This is a genomic window from Pseudomonas sp. T8 (assembly GCF_024610635.1).
GTDB classification, from domain to species: domain Bacteria; phylum Pseudomonadota; class Gammaproteobacteria; order Pseudomonadales; family Pseudomonadaceae; genus Aquipseudomonas; species Aquipseudomonas chlororaphis_I.
Genome location: NZ_CP102374.1, coordinates 1,942,697 through 1,961,879 on the forward strand (window position 1 = coordinate 1,942,697; position 19,183 = coordinate 1,961,879).

Sequence of the window (19,183 nt, forward strand, 5' to 3'; positions counted from 1 at the left end):
TCCTTCAGAACCATTTAAAGAGAGTGACAACTTCTGCTGTTATTTGAAGTCGACGTCGAATGCCTGATAGAACGCATTGCCGGTGTTGGCGACAATCCACGCCAGCACAATCACGTGATGGCCTCTCTTGCTCCTGGGCAGGGTCACTTGATGTTCGACCTTGGCTTTCATTTCATCGCCATGCTGGTCATACGGAACTTGTGTGTAGAAGTCCTTGAAGAAAGCCTGCGGCTCCAGTTGTGCACGGCTGATACGCTGTTTCGGATCCCAGCCATCCTTGGTGATGAACCAGCTGTAACCGCGGGTCACATGAGGGGCGGTGTACTCCCACTTGACCTGGAACACCTGCCCCGGGTCGACGTTGAGCAACGGCCAGGAGAACGCACGGCCAAGCTTCTTCGACATTTCTTCATTGGTGAAGTTGAGGCAGTCACGCTCGTCGGTCTTGCCGCCGCTGAGGATATGCCCATCAGCCGGTGGCACAACGCTGGCAACATCGCTCTCGTATGGTTTCTGGAAAGGTCCACCCACCAGGTCCGGGAAGTTTTTGCCACCTTCCATCTCGTTGACCTGCCAGGTGCCGAGCAGCCCCAGCTCGACGGCGACAGCGCCACGACTGGAGGGGGACACGACACGCCCGTGTTTCAGTTGAACTAATGGTTTATTCATGATGCTTCACTCCATTGATCAAATAAAACTCCTTCTTGAGGAGAACTTTTAAGCTAGTCCAAATCAGTGTTTTGTCTACTGACTCCCACACACAGAGCTCCGAGCCAATTGTCGCACCTCAATAAAGGCGGGACATCAGAAAATAATTACAGCGCAAACCTACAGAGAGAAAGGCAAATAACTTACACAATTAAATAAGAGAACAACTAGCTTTGTGTTAACTAACCGTTCAGGACAAGCAATGAATATCCCCAAGAAAGCATAAACCCGACAAAAGCCGGGTTCATGATCTGCTTACTGGATAATGCTCAGAAAGGAATTACAGGCAGGTCGCCAATGCTGCCAGTCTACGCTTGGCAACCCAATTGTCCTGGGTCGCGTAATAACTGACAGTGGTACCCGAAGCCTGCCCCCGAATATCGGCAAAGGACTCCGCCGAACGGGTATAGACCGTGTATCCACCCACCTTGGCAGACTCCAGGTAGGCCGACGCATCCACACCGAACACAGCTTCGTCCTGCCAGGCAAACTGCACGCACTGCGCCACGACCTGCTCCGCCTTGGCCGACGAGAGCACCTTGTAGGGGCTCTTCGAACGCGCCTCATTCATCACCGAGCCGGCACACCCCGCCAGCAACGCCGCGATCATTACCGCCATCAACACCCGCATCATGCTACCTCGCCGTGAAAACGCGACTGTACCACTCACATGGCAAGCGATTGGCACTCGGCCGCGAGAAAACTGCTCGCCAATCATTTCGCCCACTGGCTGCAAAAGCAAAAGCCCGCACAAGGCGGGCTTCTTCATGAATCGATAACACCTCGGTTAAAGGCGGCGTAAAAACGAACTCACAATACTTTTGGTGGCGGCCGTTGCATCCAGCTCGCTGGCAGCCCCATAGGCATGCCAGGCGACGGCCGCAATTTCATTCAAGGGACGGGCATCCCCGGCATTGGTCACGGCCACCTCGAACACGTGATGCCGCACATTGCCGGCTTCGAACTCCAGGATGTAAAGAGGCTCACTGGCATCCAACCCTGTCTCTTCCCGCAACTCACGTAGCGCGGCAGCGGCGAGAGACTCCCCAGGCTCGACCTTGCCACCCGGTAAAGACCATTTGGAGCGATCCTTGCGAACAAAAAGAATGTGCCCTCCGTGTGCACAAATAACCGTCGCTCTGCTCTTCATACCTGCACCCTACCCGACCACGCCCTGCCCGCATTGCACAGGGAACGTACATACAGACCGCAATCGACTTAAAAGTGTCACAAAAATGCCATGAAATACGTAAGCATTAAGGATGCCAAGAAGACAACGGCATCGCCTGGAGGGAGCAAGCATGTCGGCGACTCGAAGAACGGCAAAGCCTATCCATACAAACAGAGACATTTACCTCAAGTAAAAACTGCATGCATCTCTATAGGTATCAGTGCATTCCAGGATCGTGGATGAGGAGAAGTCTCGGGACTCTTTCCATGACAACGAGTTCCCAATCCACATGACCTGCTTGTAATTGCTGCCGAGATCAAGATGCATATTCAAATATCTACCCCCGGAGGTCACGTAGATACAGTTATTTATAAAGCCAACTTTATCGACACCTTGGTGAGTCAGTACAAAATAGCTTTTCTCGAAGTTGGTAACGGCTTCCATGACACCATCCACCAACACACCTACCCATTCAGCACCCTCACTCTTGGCTGGCGCGCTAAAAACCCCCATCTTGCCCTTGATATCTCGTGGCGAAGGACATGATTCCTGGTCACCTGACCAGTCAGGGATATTGAAGTAATTGCTACCGGGCGCGGCATGCACGAATGTAAACAGCTGTGAACACAGCAACATCCAACCCAACAATCTCAACACGTTCCATTCCCTCATAAATATCAGAGGGAAAGTTCTATCAGCTAGGACAATTTTAGAATGTAGGACGATTCCTAAAGTATTAGATTCTTCTCTTAAGACCAGCGGTCTCCACGCCGACGCACTTGACCGTGGTGGTCAGCAGAACAGGGATGCCGCACATACGTATGACCACATTCCAGCCGGTGAGCACCCTGCTCTTCATGAGATTCATGCCTGAGGAGCATTGCTGTACGAACAGCAGAAATTCCCACAGGAATATATCCAGCCCCTGATGGCCATGCCGACGAGAAGATGACAGGACACTATCAGGAGAGGCGCACCAAAAAAGAGATCGCGTACCTGGAGACGGGTGCCGATTTGGCCTTTTGAGTGGGAGGGTTTTGCAAAGGCTTTGAAAACCGCAGGCAACAAAAAAGGGCCCACCTTTCGGTGAGCCCTTTCAGACCGCCCAGCAGAGCGGATTTTGTTTGGTAGGCGCGATTGGACTCGAACCAACGACCCCCACCATGTCAAGGTGGTGCTCTAACCAACTGAGCTACGTGCCTGCTGTGAGGCGGCATTCTACGGAATTCCGGAGGGGTGTCAACACCTTTTTTGCAGCTAACCCTCTGAATATGCAAATTTTTATTTTTTGAGTCTGCCAAGAAGATTTTTCGATGGCTGGTAGGCGTTTTTCAACTCAGGTAGGATCCACGCAATCGTCAAGAATATTAAACAGAGGTTGCAGGATGGCGAACACTCCTTACCCACAGTCGTATTACGCGGCGTCAGCCAACGCTGCTCCAGCCCGCCCGCTGCTGCAAGATGATGTGGAAACCGATGTCTGCGTGATCGGTGCCGGCTACACCGGCCTCTCCAGCGCCCTGTTCCTGCTTGAGAACGGTTTTAAAGTCACCGTCCTGGAAGCGGCCAGGGTTGGCTTCGGCGCTTCCGGGCGTAACGGTGGGCAGATCGTCAACAGCTATAGCCGCGACATTGATGTGATTGAACGCAGTGTCGGCCCCAAGCAGGCTCAATTGCTTGGCCAGATGGCCTTCGAAGGCGGCAGGATCATTCGTGAGCGGGTCGCCAAGTATCAAATCCAGTGCGACTTGAAGGATGGCGGAGTGTTCGCCGCCATCACCAGCAAGCAGATGGGCCACCTGGAGTCGCAAAAGCGCCTGTGGGAGCGCTACGGCCACACCCAGTTGGAATTGCTGGATCAGCGTCGCATTCGCGAAGTCGTCGCCTGTGACCTGTATCAGGGCGGCATGCTCGACATGAGCGGCGGGCATATCCATCCACTCAATCTCGCACTGGGTGAAGCGACAGCCGTGGAGTCCCTGGGCGGTGTTATCTACGAGCAATCCCCTGCAGTGCGCATCGAACGCGGCGCCAATCCGGTGATACATACCCCACAAGGCAAAGTCAGGGCCAAGTTCGTCATAGTCGCGGGCAACGCCTACCTGGGCAACCTGGTGCCGGAACTGGCCGCCAAATCGATGCCATGCGGCACCCAGGTCATCACCACCGAACCATTGGGCGATGAGCTGGCAAAAAGTCTTCTCCCCCAGGACTACTGTGTCGAGGACTGCAACTATCTGCTGGATTACTACCGCCTTTCTGCCGACAAGCGCCTTATCTTTGGCGGCGGCGTGGTGTACGGCGCTCGCGACCCGGCAAATATCGAAGCCATCATCCGACCGAAGATGCTCAAGGCCTTCCCGCAACTCAAGGATGTGAAGATCGACTACGCCTGGACCGGCAACTTCCTGCTGACCCTGTCGCGCCTGCCGCAAGTCGGACGCCTGGGCGACAACATCTACTACTCCCAGGGCTGCAGTGGCCATGGCGTCACCTACACCCACTTGGCGGGCAAGGTACTGGCAGAGGCCCTGCGCGGCCAGGCAGAGCGTTTTGACGCCTTTGCCGAGCTGCCGCACTACCCCTTCCCTGGCGGCCAGCTGTTGCGCACTCCATTCACTGCAATGGGCGCCTGGTATTACAGCCTGCGGGACAAGCTGGGATTCTGATAACCCTGCCCCTCTCCAAATAAAAAACCGCCCATAAGGCGGTTTTTTTGAGCTTTGCAGAGGGGAAATATCGACTGCCTGAACGGCACAGAAAAAGCGGAGTGCGAAAACAAAAAACCCCGGTCTTTCGACCAGGGTCTTTGCTATCGATCCGAAGAGCCTATGGCTCCTTCGTCACCTGAGGGCGTTCAGTGCTCCCTCAAGTAGATATGGCGCAGCGGACGGGACTCGAACCCGCGACCCCCGGCGTGACAGGCCGGTATTCTAACCGACTGAACTACCGCTGCGTATCGCTTGGACTTGCGTCCATGTGAACCGTTTAAATCGTCTGACTGGAAAGCTTCGAGGCTTTTCAATCTCAGAGCAGGAATCCCTGATCTGGAAAATATGGCGCAGCGGACGGGACTCGAACCCGCGACCCCCGGCGTGACAGGCCGGTATTCTAACCGACTGAACTACCGCTGCGCGTCGGTTGGATGCTTCCGTGGAAGCCTCCGCCTTTCTTTCGAAAGACACTCAAGAAGTGGTGGGTGATGACGGGATCGAACCGCCGACCCTCTGCTTGTAAGGCAGATGCTCTCCCGGCTGAGCTAATCACCCTTTGCTTCGTTGAGGCCGCGAAATTTACGCAGATACCGATGCTAAGTCAATACCCTGCTTGAAGTTTTTCTGAAAAAGACAAAATCACGACAATGCCTGCAAAAGGGATCAACAACGCCGGCGACCTCAAGCCGCGCTCGCTACGCCCTTCACATGCCATCAATCGCGATAAATCATTTTCTTGCTCATGCCGCCGTCGACCACGAACTCCTGGCCAGTGACAAAACCGGAGTTCTTCGACAACAGCCACGCCACCATCGCCGCCACATCTTCGACCGTCCCTACCCTGCCTGCAGGATGCTGGGCATGATCGGCATCGCTCAAAGGTTCGGCCCGACGCGCCGCCGGATCCCGCGCATCGATCCAGCCAGGACTGACCGCATTGACCCGAATCTCCGGCCCCAGACTCATGGCTAATGCATGGGTCAAGGCCAGCAGGCCGCCCTTGCTCGCCGCATAGGCTTCAGTGTCGGGTTCCGATTGCCGGGCACGGGTAGATGCCAGGTTGACGATGGCTCCGCCATGAGCGCGCAAATACGGCGCACAATGCTTGGCCAGGAGCATCGGACCGCCGAGGTTCACCGCCAGCACCCGATTCCAGTAAGCCAGGTCGAGGCTTTCCAGGGTGATGTTGCGTGGATCGGCGACCGCCGCATTGCACACCAGCGCATCGAGGCGCCCGAACTGCCCCAGCACTTCGGCGACCCCCAGCGCGACCTGCGCTTCATCCGCCACATCCATGCCGATGAACCAGGCGCTGTCACCCAGGACCTTGGCCACCTGGGAGCCGCGCACGCGGTCCAGATCGGTCAACACCACCTGCCAGCCCTCGCTGATCAGCCAGGCGGCAATGCCCAGGCCGATACCGCGTGCCGCGCCAGTCACCAGCGCGACGCGGCCGTTGGCAATGCTCTGCTGTTCGGACAACTCGATCACAAGGCTGCCAAGCCGCGCGCCAGGTCGGCTTGCAGGTCCACCACATCCTCAAGGCCGACAGCGATACGAATCAGGCTGTCACGAATGCCCGCCGCTTCACGCTCTTGCGGCGCCAGACGACCGTGAGAGGTGGTGCTCGGGTGAGTGATGGTGGTCTTGCTATCGCCCAGGTTGGCGGTAATGGAGATCAGGCGAGTGGCGTCGATAAAACGCCAGGCCCCTTCCTTGCCACCCTTGACCTCGAAGCTCACCACCGCACCGAAACCACGCTGCTGACGCTTGGCCAGCTCGTATTGCGGATGGCTTGGCAGACCGGCGTAGTGCACTTTCTCGATGCCGTCCTGCTGCTCCAGCCATTCGGCCAGGGCCTGGGCGTTGGCACAATGGGCGCGCATACGCAGGTTGAGGGTTTCGAGGCCCTTGAGGAAGATCCAGGCGTTGAACGGACTCAGGGTCGGCCCCGCGGTACGCAGGAAACCCACCACTTCTTTCATTTGTTCGCTGCGGCCAGCCACCACACCGCCCATGCAACGACCCTGGCCGTCGATGAACTTGGTTGCCGAGTGCACCACCACGTCCGCGCCCAGCTTCAGCGGCTGCTGCAGTGCCGGGGTGCAGAAACAGTTGTCGACCACCAGCATCGCGCCCTTGGCGTGAGCCACCTCGGACAGCGCAGCGATATCCACCAGCTCGGCGAGCGGGTTGGACGGCGATTCAACGAACAGCAACTTGGTATTGGCCTTGATTGCCGCATCCCAGCCGGACAAGTCCGCCAGGGGCACGTAATCGACCTCGATACCGAAGCGTTTGAAATACTTTTCGAACAGGCTGATGGTCGAACCAAACACACTGCGCGAAACCAAGACATGATCGCCCGCGCTGCACAAACTCATGACCACCGAGAGAATGGCCGCCATGCCGGTGGCCGTGGCCACGGCCTGCTCGGCGCCCTCCAGGGCGGCGATGCGCTCTTCGAACGCTCGCACGGTCGGGTTGGTGTAGCGGGAATAGACATTGCCCGGCACCTCGCCAGCGAACCGCGCGGCCGCATCGGCGGCCGTACGGAACACGTAGCTGGAGGTGAAGAACATCGGATCACCGTGCTCCCCTTCCGGGGTACGGTGTTGGCCGGCGCGCACGGCCAGGGTATCGAAAGCTACGCCATCAAGGTCGCTGTCCAGCCGACCGGCATCCCAATCCTGACTCATGCCGCCTACTCCTTATGTCTTTAGTGCTCTAAATCAGTTGTTGTACAGATCGATGATCGCACTGACCGCCTGGGTCTTGGCTTTGGAGGCATCGTTACGTGCGTTTTCGATCTTGTTCAGGTAGGCCTCGTCGACGTCGCCGGTGACATACTTGCCATCGAATACCGCGCAGTCGAAGCTCTCGATCTTGATCTTGCCGCCACCGACCGCTTCGATCAGGTCAGGCAGATCCTGGTAGATCAGCCAGTCGGCGCCGATCAGATCGGCCACATCCTGAGTCGAACGATTGTGGGCGATCAGCTCGTGAGCGCTCGGCATGTCGATGCCGTATACGTTCGGGAAACGCACGGCAGGCGCCGCGGAGCAGAAGTAGACGTTCTTCGCACCGGCTTCACGGGCCATCTGGATGATCTGCTTGCAGGTGGTGCCGCGCACGATCGAGTCATCCACCAGCATCACGTTCTTGCCGCGGAACTCCAGCTCGATGGCATTGAGTTTCTGGCGCACGGATTTTTTCCGCGCAGCCTGGCCCGGCATGATGAAGGTCCGGCCGATGTAGCGGTTCTTCACGAAGCCTTCGCGGAACTTGACGCCCAGGTGGTTCGCCAGCTCCAGCGCTGCGGTGCGGCTGGTATCCGGAATCGGGATGACCACGTCGATATCGTGATCCGGACGCTCGCGCAGGATCTTCTCGGCCAGCTTCTCACCCATGCGCAGGCGTGCCTTGTACACCGACACACCGTCGATGATCGAGTCCGGACGCGCCAGGTAGACGTGTTCGAAGATGCATGGAGTCAGTTTCGGATTGGTCGCGCACTGGCGGGTGTGCAGCTTGCCGTCTTCAGTGATGTAGACCGCTTCGCCCGGCGCCAGATCGCGGATCAGGGTGAAACCCAGCACATCCAGGGACACGCTTTCGGAGGCGATCATGTACTCGACGCCTTCGTCGGTGTGACGCTGACCGAAAACGATCGGGCGAATACCGTGAGGGTCGCGGAAACCGACGATGCCATAACCGGTGACCATGGCCACTACCGCATAACCGCCAACACAACGGTTGTGCACGTCGGTCACGGCGGCGAACACGTCTTCTTCGGTCGGTTGCAGCTTGCCGCGCTGGGCCAGCTCGTGAGCGAAGACGTTGAGCAGGACTTCCGAATCGGAATTGGTGTTGACGTGGCGCAAGTCAGATTCGTAGATCTCCTTGGCCAGCTGTTCAACGTTGGTCAGGTTACCGTTATGCGCCAAAGTAATGCCGTAAGGCGAGTTGACGTAAAACGGTTGAGCTTCGGCCGAAGTCGAGCTGCCAGCGGTCGGATAACGCACATGGCCGATACCCATGTGACCGACCAGGCGCTGCATGTGCCGTTGATGGAAAACATCACGGACCAGGCCGTTGTCCTTGCGCAGGAATAACCGGCCATCATGGCTGGTCACGATACCGGCAGCGTCCTGGCCGCGGTGCTGGAGGACGGTTAGCGCGTCATACAGCGCCTGATTGACGTTCGACTTACCGACGATACCGACGATGCCACACATGCGACGCAACCCCTACTTAATGAAACTGAACTGAACACATCTTACTGAGGCGTTTTGGCCGGTAAGAGTTGTTCCTTGAACGGTATTTCAGCGGGTACGCTGATACCGCTGGCCAACCACTGACTGCTCCACCCCAATATGAGGTTTTTTGACCAGTCTGCAACCAATAGAAATTGTGGCACCAGTCGCGACTGCTGCCACCAGGAATCCTGTTGTACCGGCCCCAGGCTCAATAGCCCGACTGCCACGACCACCAGCAACGCGCCACGCGCCGCGCCGAAGGCCATGCCCAGGAATCGATCGGTCCCGGATAGCCCGGTGACGCGAACCAATTCGCCGATAAGATAATTGATCATTGCGCCCACGATTAAAGTGGCGACAAACATGATGGCACAGCCCGCGATCACGCGAGCCGAGGGAGTCTCGATGTATCCGCCGAGGTATTCGGACAGAGAGCCACCAAACATCCAGGCAACGACTCCTGCGACGATCCAGGTAAGCAGCGACAGCGCTTCTTTGACGAAGCCGCGGCTCAAACTGATCAAAGCGGAGATGGCGATGATTGCAACGATCGCCCAGTCAACCCAGGTAAATGGCACAGTGCAGCCTACAGACGGATAAGGCGGCGCATTTTAACAGAGCGCATGGCCGTCGGTAAGCTGCGATTCACTGTGCTTTGCAAATCAAGGCGATAGCCTTAACCGCGTTCAGGCTGGAAGCGCACGACAAAACCCTTGAGGTTCTGCTGACGGCTCAGCAAATCGCGCAGGCGGTCTGCCTCGGCCCGCTCGATCAACGGACCAACGAATACCCGGTTCTTGCCATCGGCGGAACGGATATAGGCGTTGTAACCCTGGCTGCGCAAGGTTTTCTGGAGGTTTTCAGCACTTTCCCGACTGGACAGGCTGGCCAGTTGCACCGACCAACTGACCGACAGGCCATTCGCATCGACACGGCTTGGGGTCGCATCGGGCTTGGCTGGCGCCGCGGCAATCGGCTGGGCCGGAGCCGGCTTGGGCGCGGGTGCAGGCGGTGGAGCCACTGGCTTGCTCGCAGCGACTGGCGGCGGCGCCGGAGTCGGGGCTGGAGCTGAAACAGGGGCACTTGGAGCAATCGGCATCGAAGGCGTGGCCTGCTGGGCCACCTCTTCATCGGTGGGTACCGGCTCTTGTGGCAACGCCTGTGGCTCGGGCACCGCCACAGGCTCGACCTGGATCTGGGTTACCGCGGGGGCCTGAGGTGCTGCCGGCGCCTCGACATTGACATGCCGCTGCTCATCTTCGCGGGAAAACAGCATCGGCAGGAAAATCACCGCCAACGCCACCAGAACCAGGGCCCCAACCATTCGCTGCTTGTAGACGTTATCCAGCATAGCCATGTGCAGCTTCCTCCGTGGAGCGCCGAGCGAGCCACTCGAGCGCCTCGGCAACACAATAAAAAGATCCGAACAGCAGAATCTCGTCTTCGGCCGTAGCCTGCGCACACTGCCCTTCCAAGGCAGCGGCGACACTCTCGTGAGACGTTACCGAAGCCCCAAGGTTCTCCAGTGCCGCCTGCAAATCCGCAACGGGACGCGCGCGGGCAGAATCCAGCGGCGCCACCGCCCAATGCTCGACACAGGCATCCAGACGGGCAACCACGCCCTCCAGATCCTTGTCCGCCAACAGGCCGAATACCGCCAGGCGCTTGCCCGCCACAGGTCGACGCATCAGGCGTTCAGCCAGATACTCCGCCGCATGGGGATTGTGCCCGACATCCAGCAACAGGTTCAGGCGCTTGCCCTGCCATTCGAACTGGCGGCGATCCAGGCGCCCCACCACTCGCGTCTGCTGCAAGGCTTCGGCGATGCGTTCGGCCTGCCAAGGCAGCCCCAGCAGCAAATAGGCCTGCAAGGCCAGCGCAGCGTTCTCCATGGGCAGATCGAGCAACGGCAGATCCCGCAATTCGACGGCATTGCCCTGCGCATCGAGACCACGCCACTGCCAGTTCGCCTCGGTAATCCCCAGGTCGAAATCACGACCGCGCAGGAAGAACGGGCAGCTCAGCTCACGCGCCTTATCCAGCAGGGGTTGAGGGGGATTCAGGTCACCACAGAGCGCAGGCGCGCCCTGGCGGAAAATGCCGGCCTTCTCGAAGGCCACGGATTCACGGGTGTCGCCCAGGTAATCGGCATGGTCGACGCCGATACTGGTGACCAGCGCCAGATCGGCATCCACCAGGTTGACCGCATCCAGGCGCCCGCCCAGGCCGACTTCCAGCACCACCGCATCGAGACCGGCGCGCTGGAACAGCCAGAAGGCCGCCAAAGTGCCCATCTCGAAATAGGTCAGGGAAATTTCACCGCGCCCGGCCTCGACCGCGACAAAGGCCTCGCACAGCGAGGCATCGCTGGCTTCGACGCCATCGATCTGCACGCGCTCGTTGTAGCGCAACAGATGGGGAGAATTGTAGACACCGACCTTCAGCCCCTGGGCTCGCAGCAAGGACGCCACGAACGCACAGGTAGAACCCTTGCCGTTGGTACCGGTCACCGTGATGACCCGAGGCGCCAGCCTGCCCAATCCCATGCGGGACGCTACTTCTTGCGAGCGCTCCAGCCCCATGTCGATGGCTGACGGATGCAACTGCTCAAGGTAGGCAAGCCAGTCGCCAAGGGTACGTTCGGTCATATGTTTGCAGGCACCGGTGGCACCACGATCGCTTCGACGGGCGCAGCCACGAACTCAGGCGTCGGCAAGCCCATCAGTTGAGCCAGCAGGTTGCCCAGGCGCGGACGCAGTTCCTGGCGCGGGATGATCATGTCGATGGCGCCATGCTCCAACAGGAACTCGCTGCGCTGGAAACCTTCCGGCAGTTTTTCCCGCACGGTCTGCTCGATCACGCGTGGACCGGCGAAACCGACCAGGGCCTTGGGCTCGGCGACAATCACGTCGCCCAGCATCGCCAGACTGGCGGAAACGCCACCGTAGACCGGGTCGGTCAGCACGGAAATGAATGGCAACCCTTCTTCACGCAGACGCGCCAGCACCGCGGAGGTCTTGGCCATTTGCATCAGGGAGATCAGCGCTTCCTGCATCCGAGCACCGCCGGAAGCGGAGAAGCAGACCATCGGGCAACGCTTTTCCAGCGCGTAGTTGGCAGCACGCACAAAACGCTCGCCGACGATGGCGCCCATGGAACCGCCCATGAAGGAGAATTCGAACGCCGATACCACCACCGGCATCCCCAGCAGGGTACCGCTCATGGAAATCAGCGCGTCCTTTTCACCGGTCTGCTTCTGGGCCGCGGTCAGGCGATCCTTGTACTTCTTGCCGTCGCGAAACTTCAGACGGTCTACCGGCTCCAGGTCGGCACCCAGTTCGGTACGGCCTTCAGCGTCGAGGAAAATGTCGATGCGGGCGCGAGCGCCGATGCGCATGTGATGGTTGCACTTGGGGCAAACGTCCAGGGTCTTTTCCAGCTCCGGACGATACAGCACCGCCTCGCAGGATGGGCACTTGTGCCACAGACCTTCAGGCACCGAGCTTTTCTTCACCTCGGAACGCATGATCGAAGGGATCAGTTTGTCTACTAACCAGTTGCTCATGCTTTCTTTCTCCAGTACCGGCGGCCCGAACGCTCTGGTTCGCGGCCCCGCGTATGCCCTTGAGCTAAATTCATGTGTGCGGCGATGATCTGTTCGCTACCGCGGTCAGCGCGAGCTTGACCTGCCTGTACCGAACGGCTCCTCAGCCATCCCGGCAACCCCCGGATAGAGCGGTTGCCACTTCGATTTCGGCCCGCCCAGCGACGGTGCCGGCCTGTTTTGTACAGTGGTGTTATGGACGGCGGCAGACTGCCAGCCGTCACATCGACTAACAGCTGCCGCGAACGGCCTGCATAAATGCGCGAATCTTTGCGTGATCCTTGATGCCCTTGCTCTGCTCCACCCCACCGCTGACATCCACCGCGTACGGGCGAACCTGTGCTATCGCCTGGCCGACATTCTCGGCAGTCAAGCCACCGGCCAGGATGATCGGCTTGCTCAAGCCTTGCGGTACCAGTGACCAGTCGAAGGCTTCGCCGGTTCCACCGGGCACGCCCTCGACATAGGTATCGAGCAGAATGCCGCTGGCCCGCGCATATGCTGCGCAACTGCCGGCAATATCGTCGCCGGCCTTGACTCGCAGCGCCTTGATGTAGGGCCGGTGATAGCCCTCGCAGTCCGCCGGCGTTTCATCGCCATGAAACTGCAACAGGTCCAGCGGTACTGCATCGAGGATCTCGCCCAGCTCGCAGCGGCTGGCATTGACGAACAGGCCCACGGTGGTCACGAACGGCGGCAGCGCGGCAATGATTGCCCGCGCCTGTTGGACGCTCACCGCCCGCGGGCTCTTGGCGTAGAACACCAGCCCGATGGCATCGGCCCCGGCCTCGACCGCCGCCAGCGCATCCTCAATGCGGGTAATCCCACAAATTTTGCTGCGAACGGCTGACATGTCGTTTAAACCTCAGGGCAAATCCGGGGAAAGTCCCGGATGGTAGCAAATGCTTTTCCGGGCGTCAGCCGTCAAGTTCCGAGAAGCCGGTGAGGAAATGTGGCCCGATGTATCGCTCGGGCAATTCGAACTCATCGTGGTACTCGACCTGCACCAGATACAGCCCGAAAGGATGCGCCGTCACCCCGCCCGTGCGGCGAATCCGGCTCTCCAGCACTTCCCTGGCCCACTCGACCGGACGCTCGCCCGCGCCGATGGTCATCAGCACCCCGGCGATATTGCGCACCATGTGATGCAGGAACGCGCTGGCGCGGATATCCAGGACAATCATCTTGCCGTGCCGGGTGACCCGCAGATGGTGGATTTCCTTGATCGGCGACTTGGCCTGGCACTGCCCGGCGCGGAATGCGCTGAAATCATGGGTGCCCACCAGATGCTGGGCAGCCTCGGCCATCCGCTCGACATCCAGCGGGCGGTGGTTCCAGGTGATTTCCTCGTTCAGGTGCGCCGGACGGATCTGGTCGTTGTAGATCACGTAGCGATAGCGGCGGGCAATCGCCTTGAACCGCGCATGAAAATGCGCCGGCATGACCTTGGCCCAGCTCACACTGATGTCGTGGGGCAGGTTGATATTGGCCCCCATCACCCACGCCTTCATCGAACGCTCGGCCTGGGTATCGAAGTGCACCACTTGCCCGCAGGCGTGCACGCCGGCGTCGGTACGCCCGGCGCAAGACAGCAGCACCGGCGAATCCGCCACCCGGGACAGCGCCTTTTCGAGGGTTTCCTGGACACTCGGGACACCGGAAGCCTGACGCTGCCAGCCGCGATAACGCGAGCCCTTGTATTCGACACCCAACGCGATTCTGAAAAAGCCTGCGGCCGCCATTTCGGCGGCCGCGTTATCTATATTTGCCAAGAACTTACAGCCTGCTGATATGCGCAAAGGCGGCCATTATAAGGCGCGCGCAGACAGACGCCATGCGCGGCCCGCTTTTAGTTGAGGTTTGCCGATTATGCGCCGGCGGGCGTAAACAGGATTGCGTGAAAACCGGGACCAACGCTATATAGACAAATATATAGCGATAAGCATAAATCCACTCGACCGGGACCTGACCAATGACCGCCATCAACAAGGAGGCCGTGGGCCTCGCCTATACCCTGCAGGGCATGCTTCACGCCAAGCACAAGACCTGGGAAGCCATCACCCAGATAGCCGCACGCATCCAGCCAGGCATGCTCGAGTCCCAGGCTCGCGCGCTGGGGCTGGAGGTGCTTGCAGAGCTGGGCATGGACAGAATCTGGCACCCGGCGCTGGTGCGTTTTGGCGCAAACACCCTGAAGACCTTCAAGCAACGCTCCGAAGGCGATCCGGCACTGGGTGACAATGACATCTTTTTTATCGACCTGGGGGTGGTCTGGGACCGCCACGAAGGCGATTGCGGCGCGACCTTCATCACCGGCAACGATCCCGAGATGCAAGCCTGCGCCGCGGCAGCCCAAACCCTGTTCGAACGGGTCCGCGATCACTGGAGCGAGCACAAGGTGGCCGGCCCCGCCCTGTATCGCTATGCCGAAGAACAGGCGAGCGCCATGGGCTGGGTGCTGAATCTGGAGATCAAGGGGCACCGGGTCAGCGACTTCCCCCATGCCATTTATCGAGCGGGCGACCTGGGCAACTTCGAGGCGTGCCCCAACGTCGGCCTGTGGATTCTGGAAATCCAGATCGCCCACCCTGCCCGGCCGTTCGGCGCCTTCTACGAAGACCTGTTGGCCTGACAGCACAAGCACTGTCATTGACCCGGAAACAAAAACGGCAGCCTCGATGGCTGCCGTTTTTTTGCTGCTACCGCTGACTCAGACCAGACGCGCGAGCATTTCCTTGGCTTCGCTTTTCTGACCGTCGTTACCTTCGCTGATGACTTCGCCGAGAATGTCCCGCGCGCCATCGTTATCGCCCATGTCGATGTAGGCCTGGGCCAGATCGAGCTTGGTCGCCACTTCGTCGGCGCCGGAAAGGAAATCGAAATCCCCTTCGTCAGCACTGCCCGCGGCGTCTTCCGCGGTAAAGGTCGGCTCGGCCAATTCCGGCTGCTCAAGGCTTTGCGACAAGCGATCCAGCTCGGCGTTGACATCGTCCAGCTCGGACGCGAAAGCATCCTTGGCAGCGGGCTGGGCATCCATCTCGTCCGCCAGGGACAAGTCGAAGTCCGCAGGCAGTTCAAGATCGTCGAGCGCAGCTTCAGTCACCGTCGGCACTTCGGCAGCCGGCAGATCCTTCAGGTCGTCATCCAGGCTGAGAAGGAAATCCTCATCGGCTTGCGCCGCAGCAGGCAGGTCCTCACCCAGATCCAGGTCGAAATCCGACAGGTCGTCCAGGCTTTCCTTGGCTTCGGTTTGCTGCTGCAGCACCGACTCGAAACTCAGGTCGTCATCCAGCGGGAAGTCGTCCAGCTCGGGCTCAGCTTGAGTCGAAGCAGCAGGAGCAGCCGGTGCCGCTGGAGAGGCCGCCTCCAGATCGTCCAGGCTCAGATCGAAATCGGTATCCAGGTCATCGACAGCCGCTGCCGACGCAGGCTCCTGTGGCTCGTCGAGCAACAGTTCCTTGACGTATTGAGCATCCAGCGCCGCCGCTGCAGCAGCCGCACCGAGACCTGCAGCCGCCACCACAGCCATTGCCGGGAAACGGCTTTTCAGTTGCTCGACTTCAGCGTGGTTCTTGCCATTGGCCACCAGCTGACGTTCCTGGGCCACAAAAGCGCTGCGATCGCCCTGATGGCCATAGACTTCCATCAGCTTCAAACGCAACTCGCTACGCTGTGGCTCCAGCTTGACGGCCTCCTCCAGGATCGCCGCCGCCTGGTTCAGGCGACCGCCATCGATATGGGACTGGGCCTGATCCAGCACATCGACCGGATGCTCGACCGCAGCAGCCACCGGCGCCGCGGCCACCACAGGCGCCACGACTGGAGCTGGAGCTGGAGCTGGAGCTGGAGCTGGAGCTGGAGCTGGAGCTGGAGCTGGAGCTGGAGCCAGCTTGACGCTCGGCGGTGGAACTTCAAGGCCTTCGAAGCTGCTTTCCGGCAGATCCAGGTCCTTGGACAGCTCAGCCTCTTCGGACAGGGCACGCGCCATGCGCAGATGTTTTTCTGCTTCCAGCTGAGCCTTGCGGCGACGAGCCAGCAACAGCAGCAACAACAGCACCAATATTGCCCCGCCGCCCGCCAGCCCCAAGAGGATCGGGTTGGTCAGCAAGTCATTGAATTTGTCTTCATCGGACGCCGGCGCTTGCGCCTGGGCTGCTTCAGCCGGGGCCTCGCCCGCAGCTGCCGCAGGATCGGTCACTGGCGCCGCCGGGGTCGCCGGCTGCTCAGCCAGTTGCGCCGGCATGGCCGCGGTCGGTTGTGCTGGCGCCACGGCACCCGCCCCTTCCGCCTGCAATTTGGCCAACTGGTCGTTCTTCAATTCGATCAGGCGTTGCAGCTTGTCCAGCTGGCTCTGCAGATCCGTCATGCGGCTTTTCAGCTCGGCGTTATCGCGACGGGCCGCATCGAGGCTTTCCTGAGTCACCGCCAGCTTGTTGCTCAGCGCCTGGCTATCGCCAGCCGCACCCTTGCCCCGCGCCTTGCCCGACTCGGCAGACACCAGGCTCAGATTATCCTTGACCGCGCCTTGTGCAGACGCCTTGTCCGCACCAGCGCGCCGAGTGCCGTCCAGTTGCTGCTGAGCGCCGCGTGGTGCCAGGCGACGCCCCTGACGCCACGCCGTATTCTGCGCGGCGACCTCGGCGATCGCTTGTGGCTGCGGCAGGCTGGTGCTCTGCACGGCATCGGGCAGGCGCAATACCTGCCCGGTTTTCAGCCGGTTGATGTTGCCGTCGATAAAGGCATCCGGATTCAGCGCCTGGATGGCCAGCATGGTTTGCTGGACCGAACCGCCATTACGGGCCTTGGCTGCGATTTCCCAGAGGGTGTCGCGGGCCGAGGTGGTGTATTGGGCAGGTTTGTTGGCACCGGTGACCGACGCGGCAACCGCTGGAGCCTGCGCCGCGGATTGCGCGGCCGCCTCAGCGGTTTGCGGGGAAAACTTGGACGGATCGAGCAGGACGCTGTAGTCGCGCAGCAGACGGCCATTGGGCCACATCACCTGCACCAGGAACTTGACCATCGGCTCGGAGAGCGGCTGGCTCGAAGTGACCCGCAGCACGCTCTTGCCGTTGGCATTGAGCACCGGGGTAAAGCTCAGGTCATTGAGAAAGGCCTGGCGATCGACGCCCGCCTTGGCAAAATCTTCAGGCGAGGCCAGGCTCGGCACCACCTCGGCGGCGGTGAGATCCTTGACGTCCAGCAACTCGATTTCTGCGACCAGTGGCTGGTTCAGAGTCGACTTCAGGGTCAGCTCCCCGAGCCCAAGCGCCTGCGCCATACCGGAGGACAGCGCCGACGCGGCCGCTATTGCTAACACCAGTTTGCGAACTTGAACCATAGCCTCATCCTTTGTTTGAACATTCCTCGGCCAGCGAGAAGGTGTTGTAGCGCTGCCGTAAGGCATTGCGTGCGGCCTGAAGGGCCGCTTCGCGCGATTATGTCTGCATGCCTTGGAAGAGCGCGACGACAGCTCACCTCCAGCAACCAGCCAAGCATAGCGCCCAGCTAGAATCATTCTGCAAATTGTTGCCAAGTATCTTTTACAGAAGGTCTTTTATCAACAACTCAGCCAGCTGCACCGCGTTGAGCGCAGCCCCTTTGCGTACGTTATCTGACGTCAGCCAGAGATTAAGTTCCGCCGGGTCGTCGATCCCCCCGCGCACCCGACCAACGTAGACCACATCCTGCCCGACCGCATCGCCCACCGCGGTCGGGTAGTCGCCCGCCTCGACCAGCTCGATGCCGGGCGCCGCTTCAAGCGCGGCATTGACCGCGTCCAGGTCGATCGCCGTGGCTGACTGCAGAGTCACGCTATAGCTATCGCCAAAAAACACCGGGGCTTGAACACAAGTGACAGAAATCTTTAATAAAGGCTGCGCCAGCACCTCGCGCAACTCCCGGACCAGGCGTTTTTCCAACAGGGTGTGACCGTGCTCGTCGGGCGTGCCGACCTGCGCCAACAGGTTGAAGGCCATCTGCCGGTCGAAGAAGCGTGGCTCCAATGGGCGCGCATTGAGCAGTTCGGCGGTCTGCCGTGCCAGTTCGGTTACCGCTTCGCGGCCCTGGGTGGACACCGCCAGGCTGGCGGTCAGGTTGACCCGCTGGATCTCGAACAATGCCTGCAAGGGCGCCAGGACTACCGCCAGCGACGTGGCCGCGGCGCTGGGGCTGCTCAGTTGAACGGGCTTCTTCAGGCCAGCCAGCACGCGCTCGTTGGCTTCCGGCACCAGATTCGGCGCCTGGGCCGAAGGCAATGCGCCCGACAGGTCGATCACCGCGCAATTGGCCGCCGTGGCCCGCAGGGCGAAGCTTAGGGTCACCGCCGGGCCGGCAGCGAAAAACGCCAGCTGTACCTTGCTGAAATCGAACTCGTCGACCTCGCGCACCCGCACATTTTTTCCACGAAACGGCACCGAATGCCCCGCCGACTCACTGCTGGCCAGCAGGTGCAGGTTGGCGATCGGAAAATCGCGCTCTTCGAGAATCTGGACGAGGGTTTCGCCGACAGTACCGGTGGCACCGATCACGGCGATATCGAAGGACTGGTTCATGGTGCTACCTCTGGCGAAACGGGGGGAGCGGCACTTTACCCGGCGCTTGGGGGCGAGGCAATTTATCAGACCTGACACATCAGACTTTTCGCAAACATGCTCATAGCCAGTAATCAGCAGCGGCTCCGACATAAAAAAGCCCGCACCTCTTGCAAGGAGCGGGCTCTTTCAACGCA

General features: G+C 60.0%; 17 protein-coding genes and 4 tRNA genes. 2 read left to right on the top strand and 19 right to left on the bottom strand.

Annotated elements, in window-relative coordinates:
• Positions 1-39: 39 nt before the first annotated feature.
• From NRG23_RS08525 to NRG23_RS08545, 5 genes are all read right to left on the bottom strand, one after another.
• The gene (locus tag NRG23_RS08525) at positions 40-669 is read right to left on the bottom strand and encodes a lytic polysaccharide monooxygenase auxiliary activity family 9 protein (protein ID WP_009048114.1); all 630 of its coding nucleotides are present in this window, start codon (positions 667-669) and stop codon (positions 40-42) included.
• Positions 670-988: 319 nt separating this feature from the next.
• Positions 989-1,339 (bottom strand): hypothetical protein, encoded by a 351-nt coding sequence (locus tag NRG23_RS08530; RefSeq protein WP_009048113.1) that lies wholly within the window; start codon positions 1,337-1,339, stop codon positions 989-991.
• 156 nt (positions 1,340-1,495) lie between these two features.
• Positions 1,496-1,858, bottom strand: coding sequence for an NUDIX hydrolase (locus NRG23_RS08535; protein WP_009048112.1), 363 nt, complete (start codon positions 1,856-1,858; stop codon positions 1,496-1,498).
• Between the two features lie 201 nt (positions 1,859-2,059).
• Positions 2,060-2,536: a DUF3757 domain-containing protein gene (locus NRG23_RS08540; RefSeq protein WP_257374355.1), complete on the bottom strand. Its 477-nt coding sequence runs from the start codon at positions 2,534-2,536 to the stop codon at positions 2,060-2,062.
• A gap of 468 nt (positions 2,537-3,004) precedes the next feature.
• Positions 3,005-3,081: transfer RNA gene (locus tag NRG23_RS08545), tRNA-Val, on the bottom strand.
• Positions 3,082-3,264: 183 nt separating this feature from the next.
• Here NRG23_RS08545 and NRG23_RS08550 point away from each other — a divergent pair.
• Positions 3,265-4,548, top strand: a complete 1,284-nt coding sequence (locus tag NRG23_RS08550; protein ID WP_257374356.1) for an FAD-binding oxidoreductase — start codon at positions 3,265-3,267, stop codon at positions 4,546-4,548.
• A 210-nt stretch (positions 4,549-4,758) separates the two neighbouring features.
• Here NRG23_RS08550 and NRG23_RS08555 read toward each other — a convergent pair.
• From NRG23_RS08555 to truA, 12 genes are all read right to left on the bottom strand, one after another.
• A tRNA-Asp gene (locus NRG23_RS08555) sits at positions 4,759-4,835 on the bottom strand.
• 101 nt (positions 4,836-4,936) lie between these two features.
• A tRNA-Asp gene (locus tag NRG23_RS08560) sits at positions 4,937-5,013 on the bottom strand.
• A gap of 59 nt (positions 5,014-5,072) precedes the next feature.
• Positions 5,073-5,148: transfer RNA gene (locus NRG23_RS08565), tRNA-Val, on the bottom strand.
• Positions 5,149-5,307: 159 nt separating this feature from the next.
• Positions 5,308-6,075, bottom strand: coding sequence for an SDR family oxidoreductase (locus tag NRG23_RS08570; protein ID WP_373922259.1), 768 nt, complete (start codon positions 6,073-6,075; stop codon positions 5,308-5,310).
• A gap of 5 nt (positions 6,076-6,080) precedes the next feature.
• A complete protein-coding gene (locus tag NRG23_RS08575) occupies positions 6,081-7,292 on the bottom strand; it encodes an O-succinylhomoserine sulfhydrylase (RefSeq protein ID WP_009048109.1) in 1,212 nt (403 codons plus the stop codon).
• 33 nt (positions 7,293-7,325) lie between these two features.
• Positions 7,326-8,831 (bottom strand): amidophosphoribosyltransferase, encoded by a 1,506-nt coding sequence (gene purF, locus NRG23_RS08580; protein WP_009048108.1) that lies wholly within the window; start codon positions 8,829-8,831, stop codon positions 7,326-7,328.
• Between the two features lie 41 nt (positions 8,832-8,872).
• The gene (locus tag NRG23_RS08585; RefSeq protein ID WP_009048107.1) at positions 8,873-9,430 is read right to left on the bottom strand and encodes a CvpA family protein; all 558 of its coding nucleotides are present in this window, start codon (positions 9,428-9,430) and stop codon (positions 8,873-8,875) included.
• A gap of 98 nt (positions 9,431-9,528) precedes the next feature.
• A complete protein-coding gene (locus NRG23_RS08590) occupies positions 9,529-10,209 on the bottom strand; it encodes an SPOR domain-containing protein (protein WP_257374358.1) in 681 nt (226 codons plus the stop codon).
• The gene (folC, locus tag NRG23_RS08595; protein WP_257374359.1) at positions 10,193-11,500 is read right to left on the bottom strand and encodes a bifunctional tetrahydrofolate synthase/dihydrofolate synthase; all 1,308 of its coding nucleotides are present in this window, start codon (positions 11,498-11,500) and stop codon (positions 10,193-10,195) included. Before folC ends, NRG23_RS08590 begins: the two co-directional genes overlap by 17 nt.
• A complete protein-coding gene (gene accD / locus NRG23_RS08600; protein WP_257374360.1) occupies positions 11,497-12,417 on the bottom strand; it encodes an acetyl-CoA carboxylase, carboxyltransferase subunit beta in 921 nt (306 codons plus the stop codon). The genes folC and accD overlap by 4 nt, the downstream gene beginning before the upstream one ends.
• 268 nt (positions 12,418-12,685) lie before the next feature.
• Entirely contained in the window at positions 12,686-13,309 is a 624-nt protein-coding gene (locus NRG23_RS08605; RefSeq protein WP_016704909.1) for a phosphoribosylanthranilate isomerase, read from the bottom strand.
• Positions 13,310-13,373: 64 nt separating this feature from the next.
• Entirely contained in the window at positions 13,374-14,198 is an 825-nt protein-coding gene (gene truA / locus NRG23_RS08610; RefSeq protein ID WP_016704910.1) for a tRNA pseudouridine(38-40) synthase TruA, read from the bottom strand.
• A 230-nt stretch (positions 14,199-14,428) separates the two neighbouring features.
• Between truA and NRG23_RS08615 the strand changes: the two genes are divergently transcribed.
• Positions 14,429-15,088: an aminopeptidase P family protein gene (locus NRG23_RS08615; protein ID WP_257374361.1), complete on the top strand. Its 660-nt coding sequence runs from the start codon at positions 14,429-14,431 to the stop codon at positions 15,086-15,088.
• Positions 15,089-15,166: 78 nt separating this feature from the next.
• Here the strand turns inward: NRG23_RS08615 and NRG23_RS08620 are convergent, their stop codons facing one another.
• Both NRG23_RS08620 and NRG23_RS08625 read right to left on the bottom strand, forming a co-directional pair.
• Positions 15,167-17,794 carry a FimV/HubP family polar landmark protein gene (locus tag NRG23_RS08620; RefSeq protein WP_257374362.1) on the bottom strand — a complete coding sequence of 876 codons (2,628 nt, stop codon included), beginning with the start codon at positions 17,792-17,794 and terminating at the stop codon, positions 15,167-15,169.
• A 202-nt stretch (positions 17,795-17,996) separates the two neighbouring features.
• Positions 17,997-19,007: an aspartate-semialdehyde dehydrogenase gene (locus tag NRG23_RS08625; RefSeq protein WP_257374363.1), complete on the bottom strand. Its 1,011-nt coding sequence runs from the start codon at positions 19,005-19,007 to the stop codon at positions 17,997-17,999.
• Positions 19,008-19,183 lie beyond the last annotated feature (176 nt).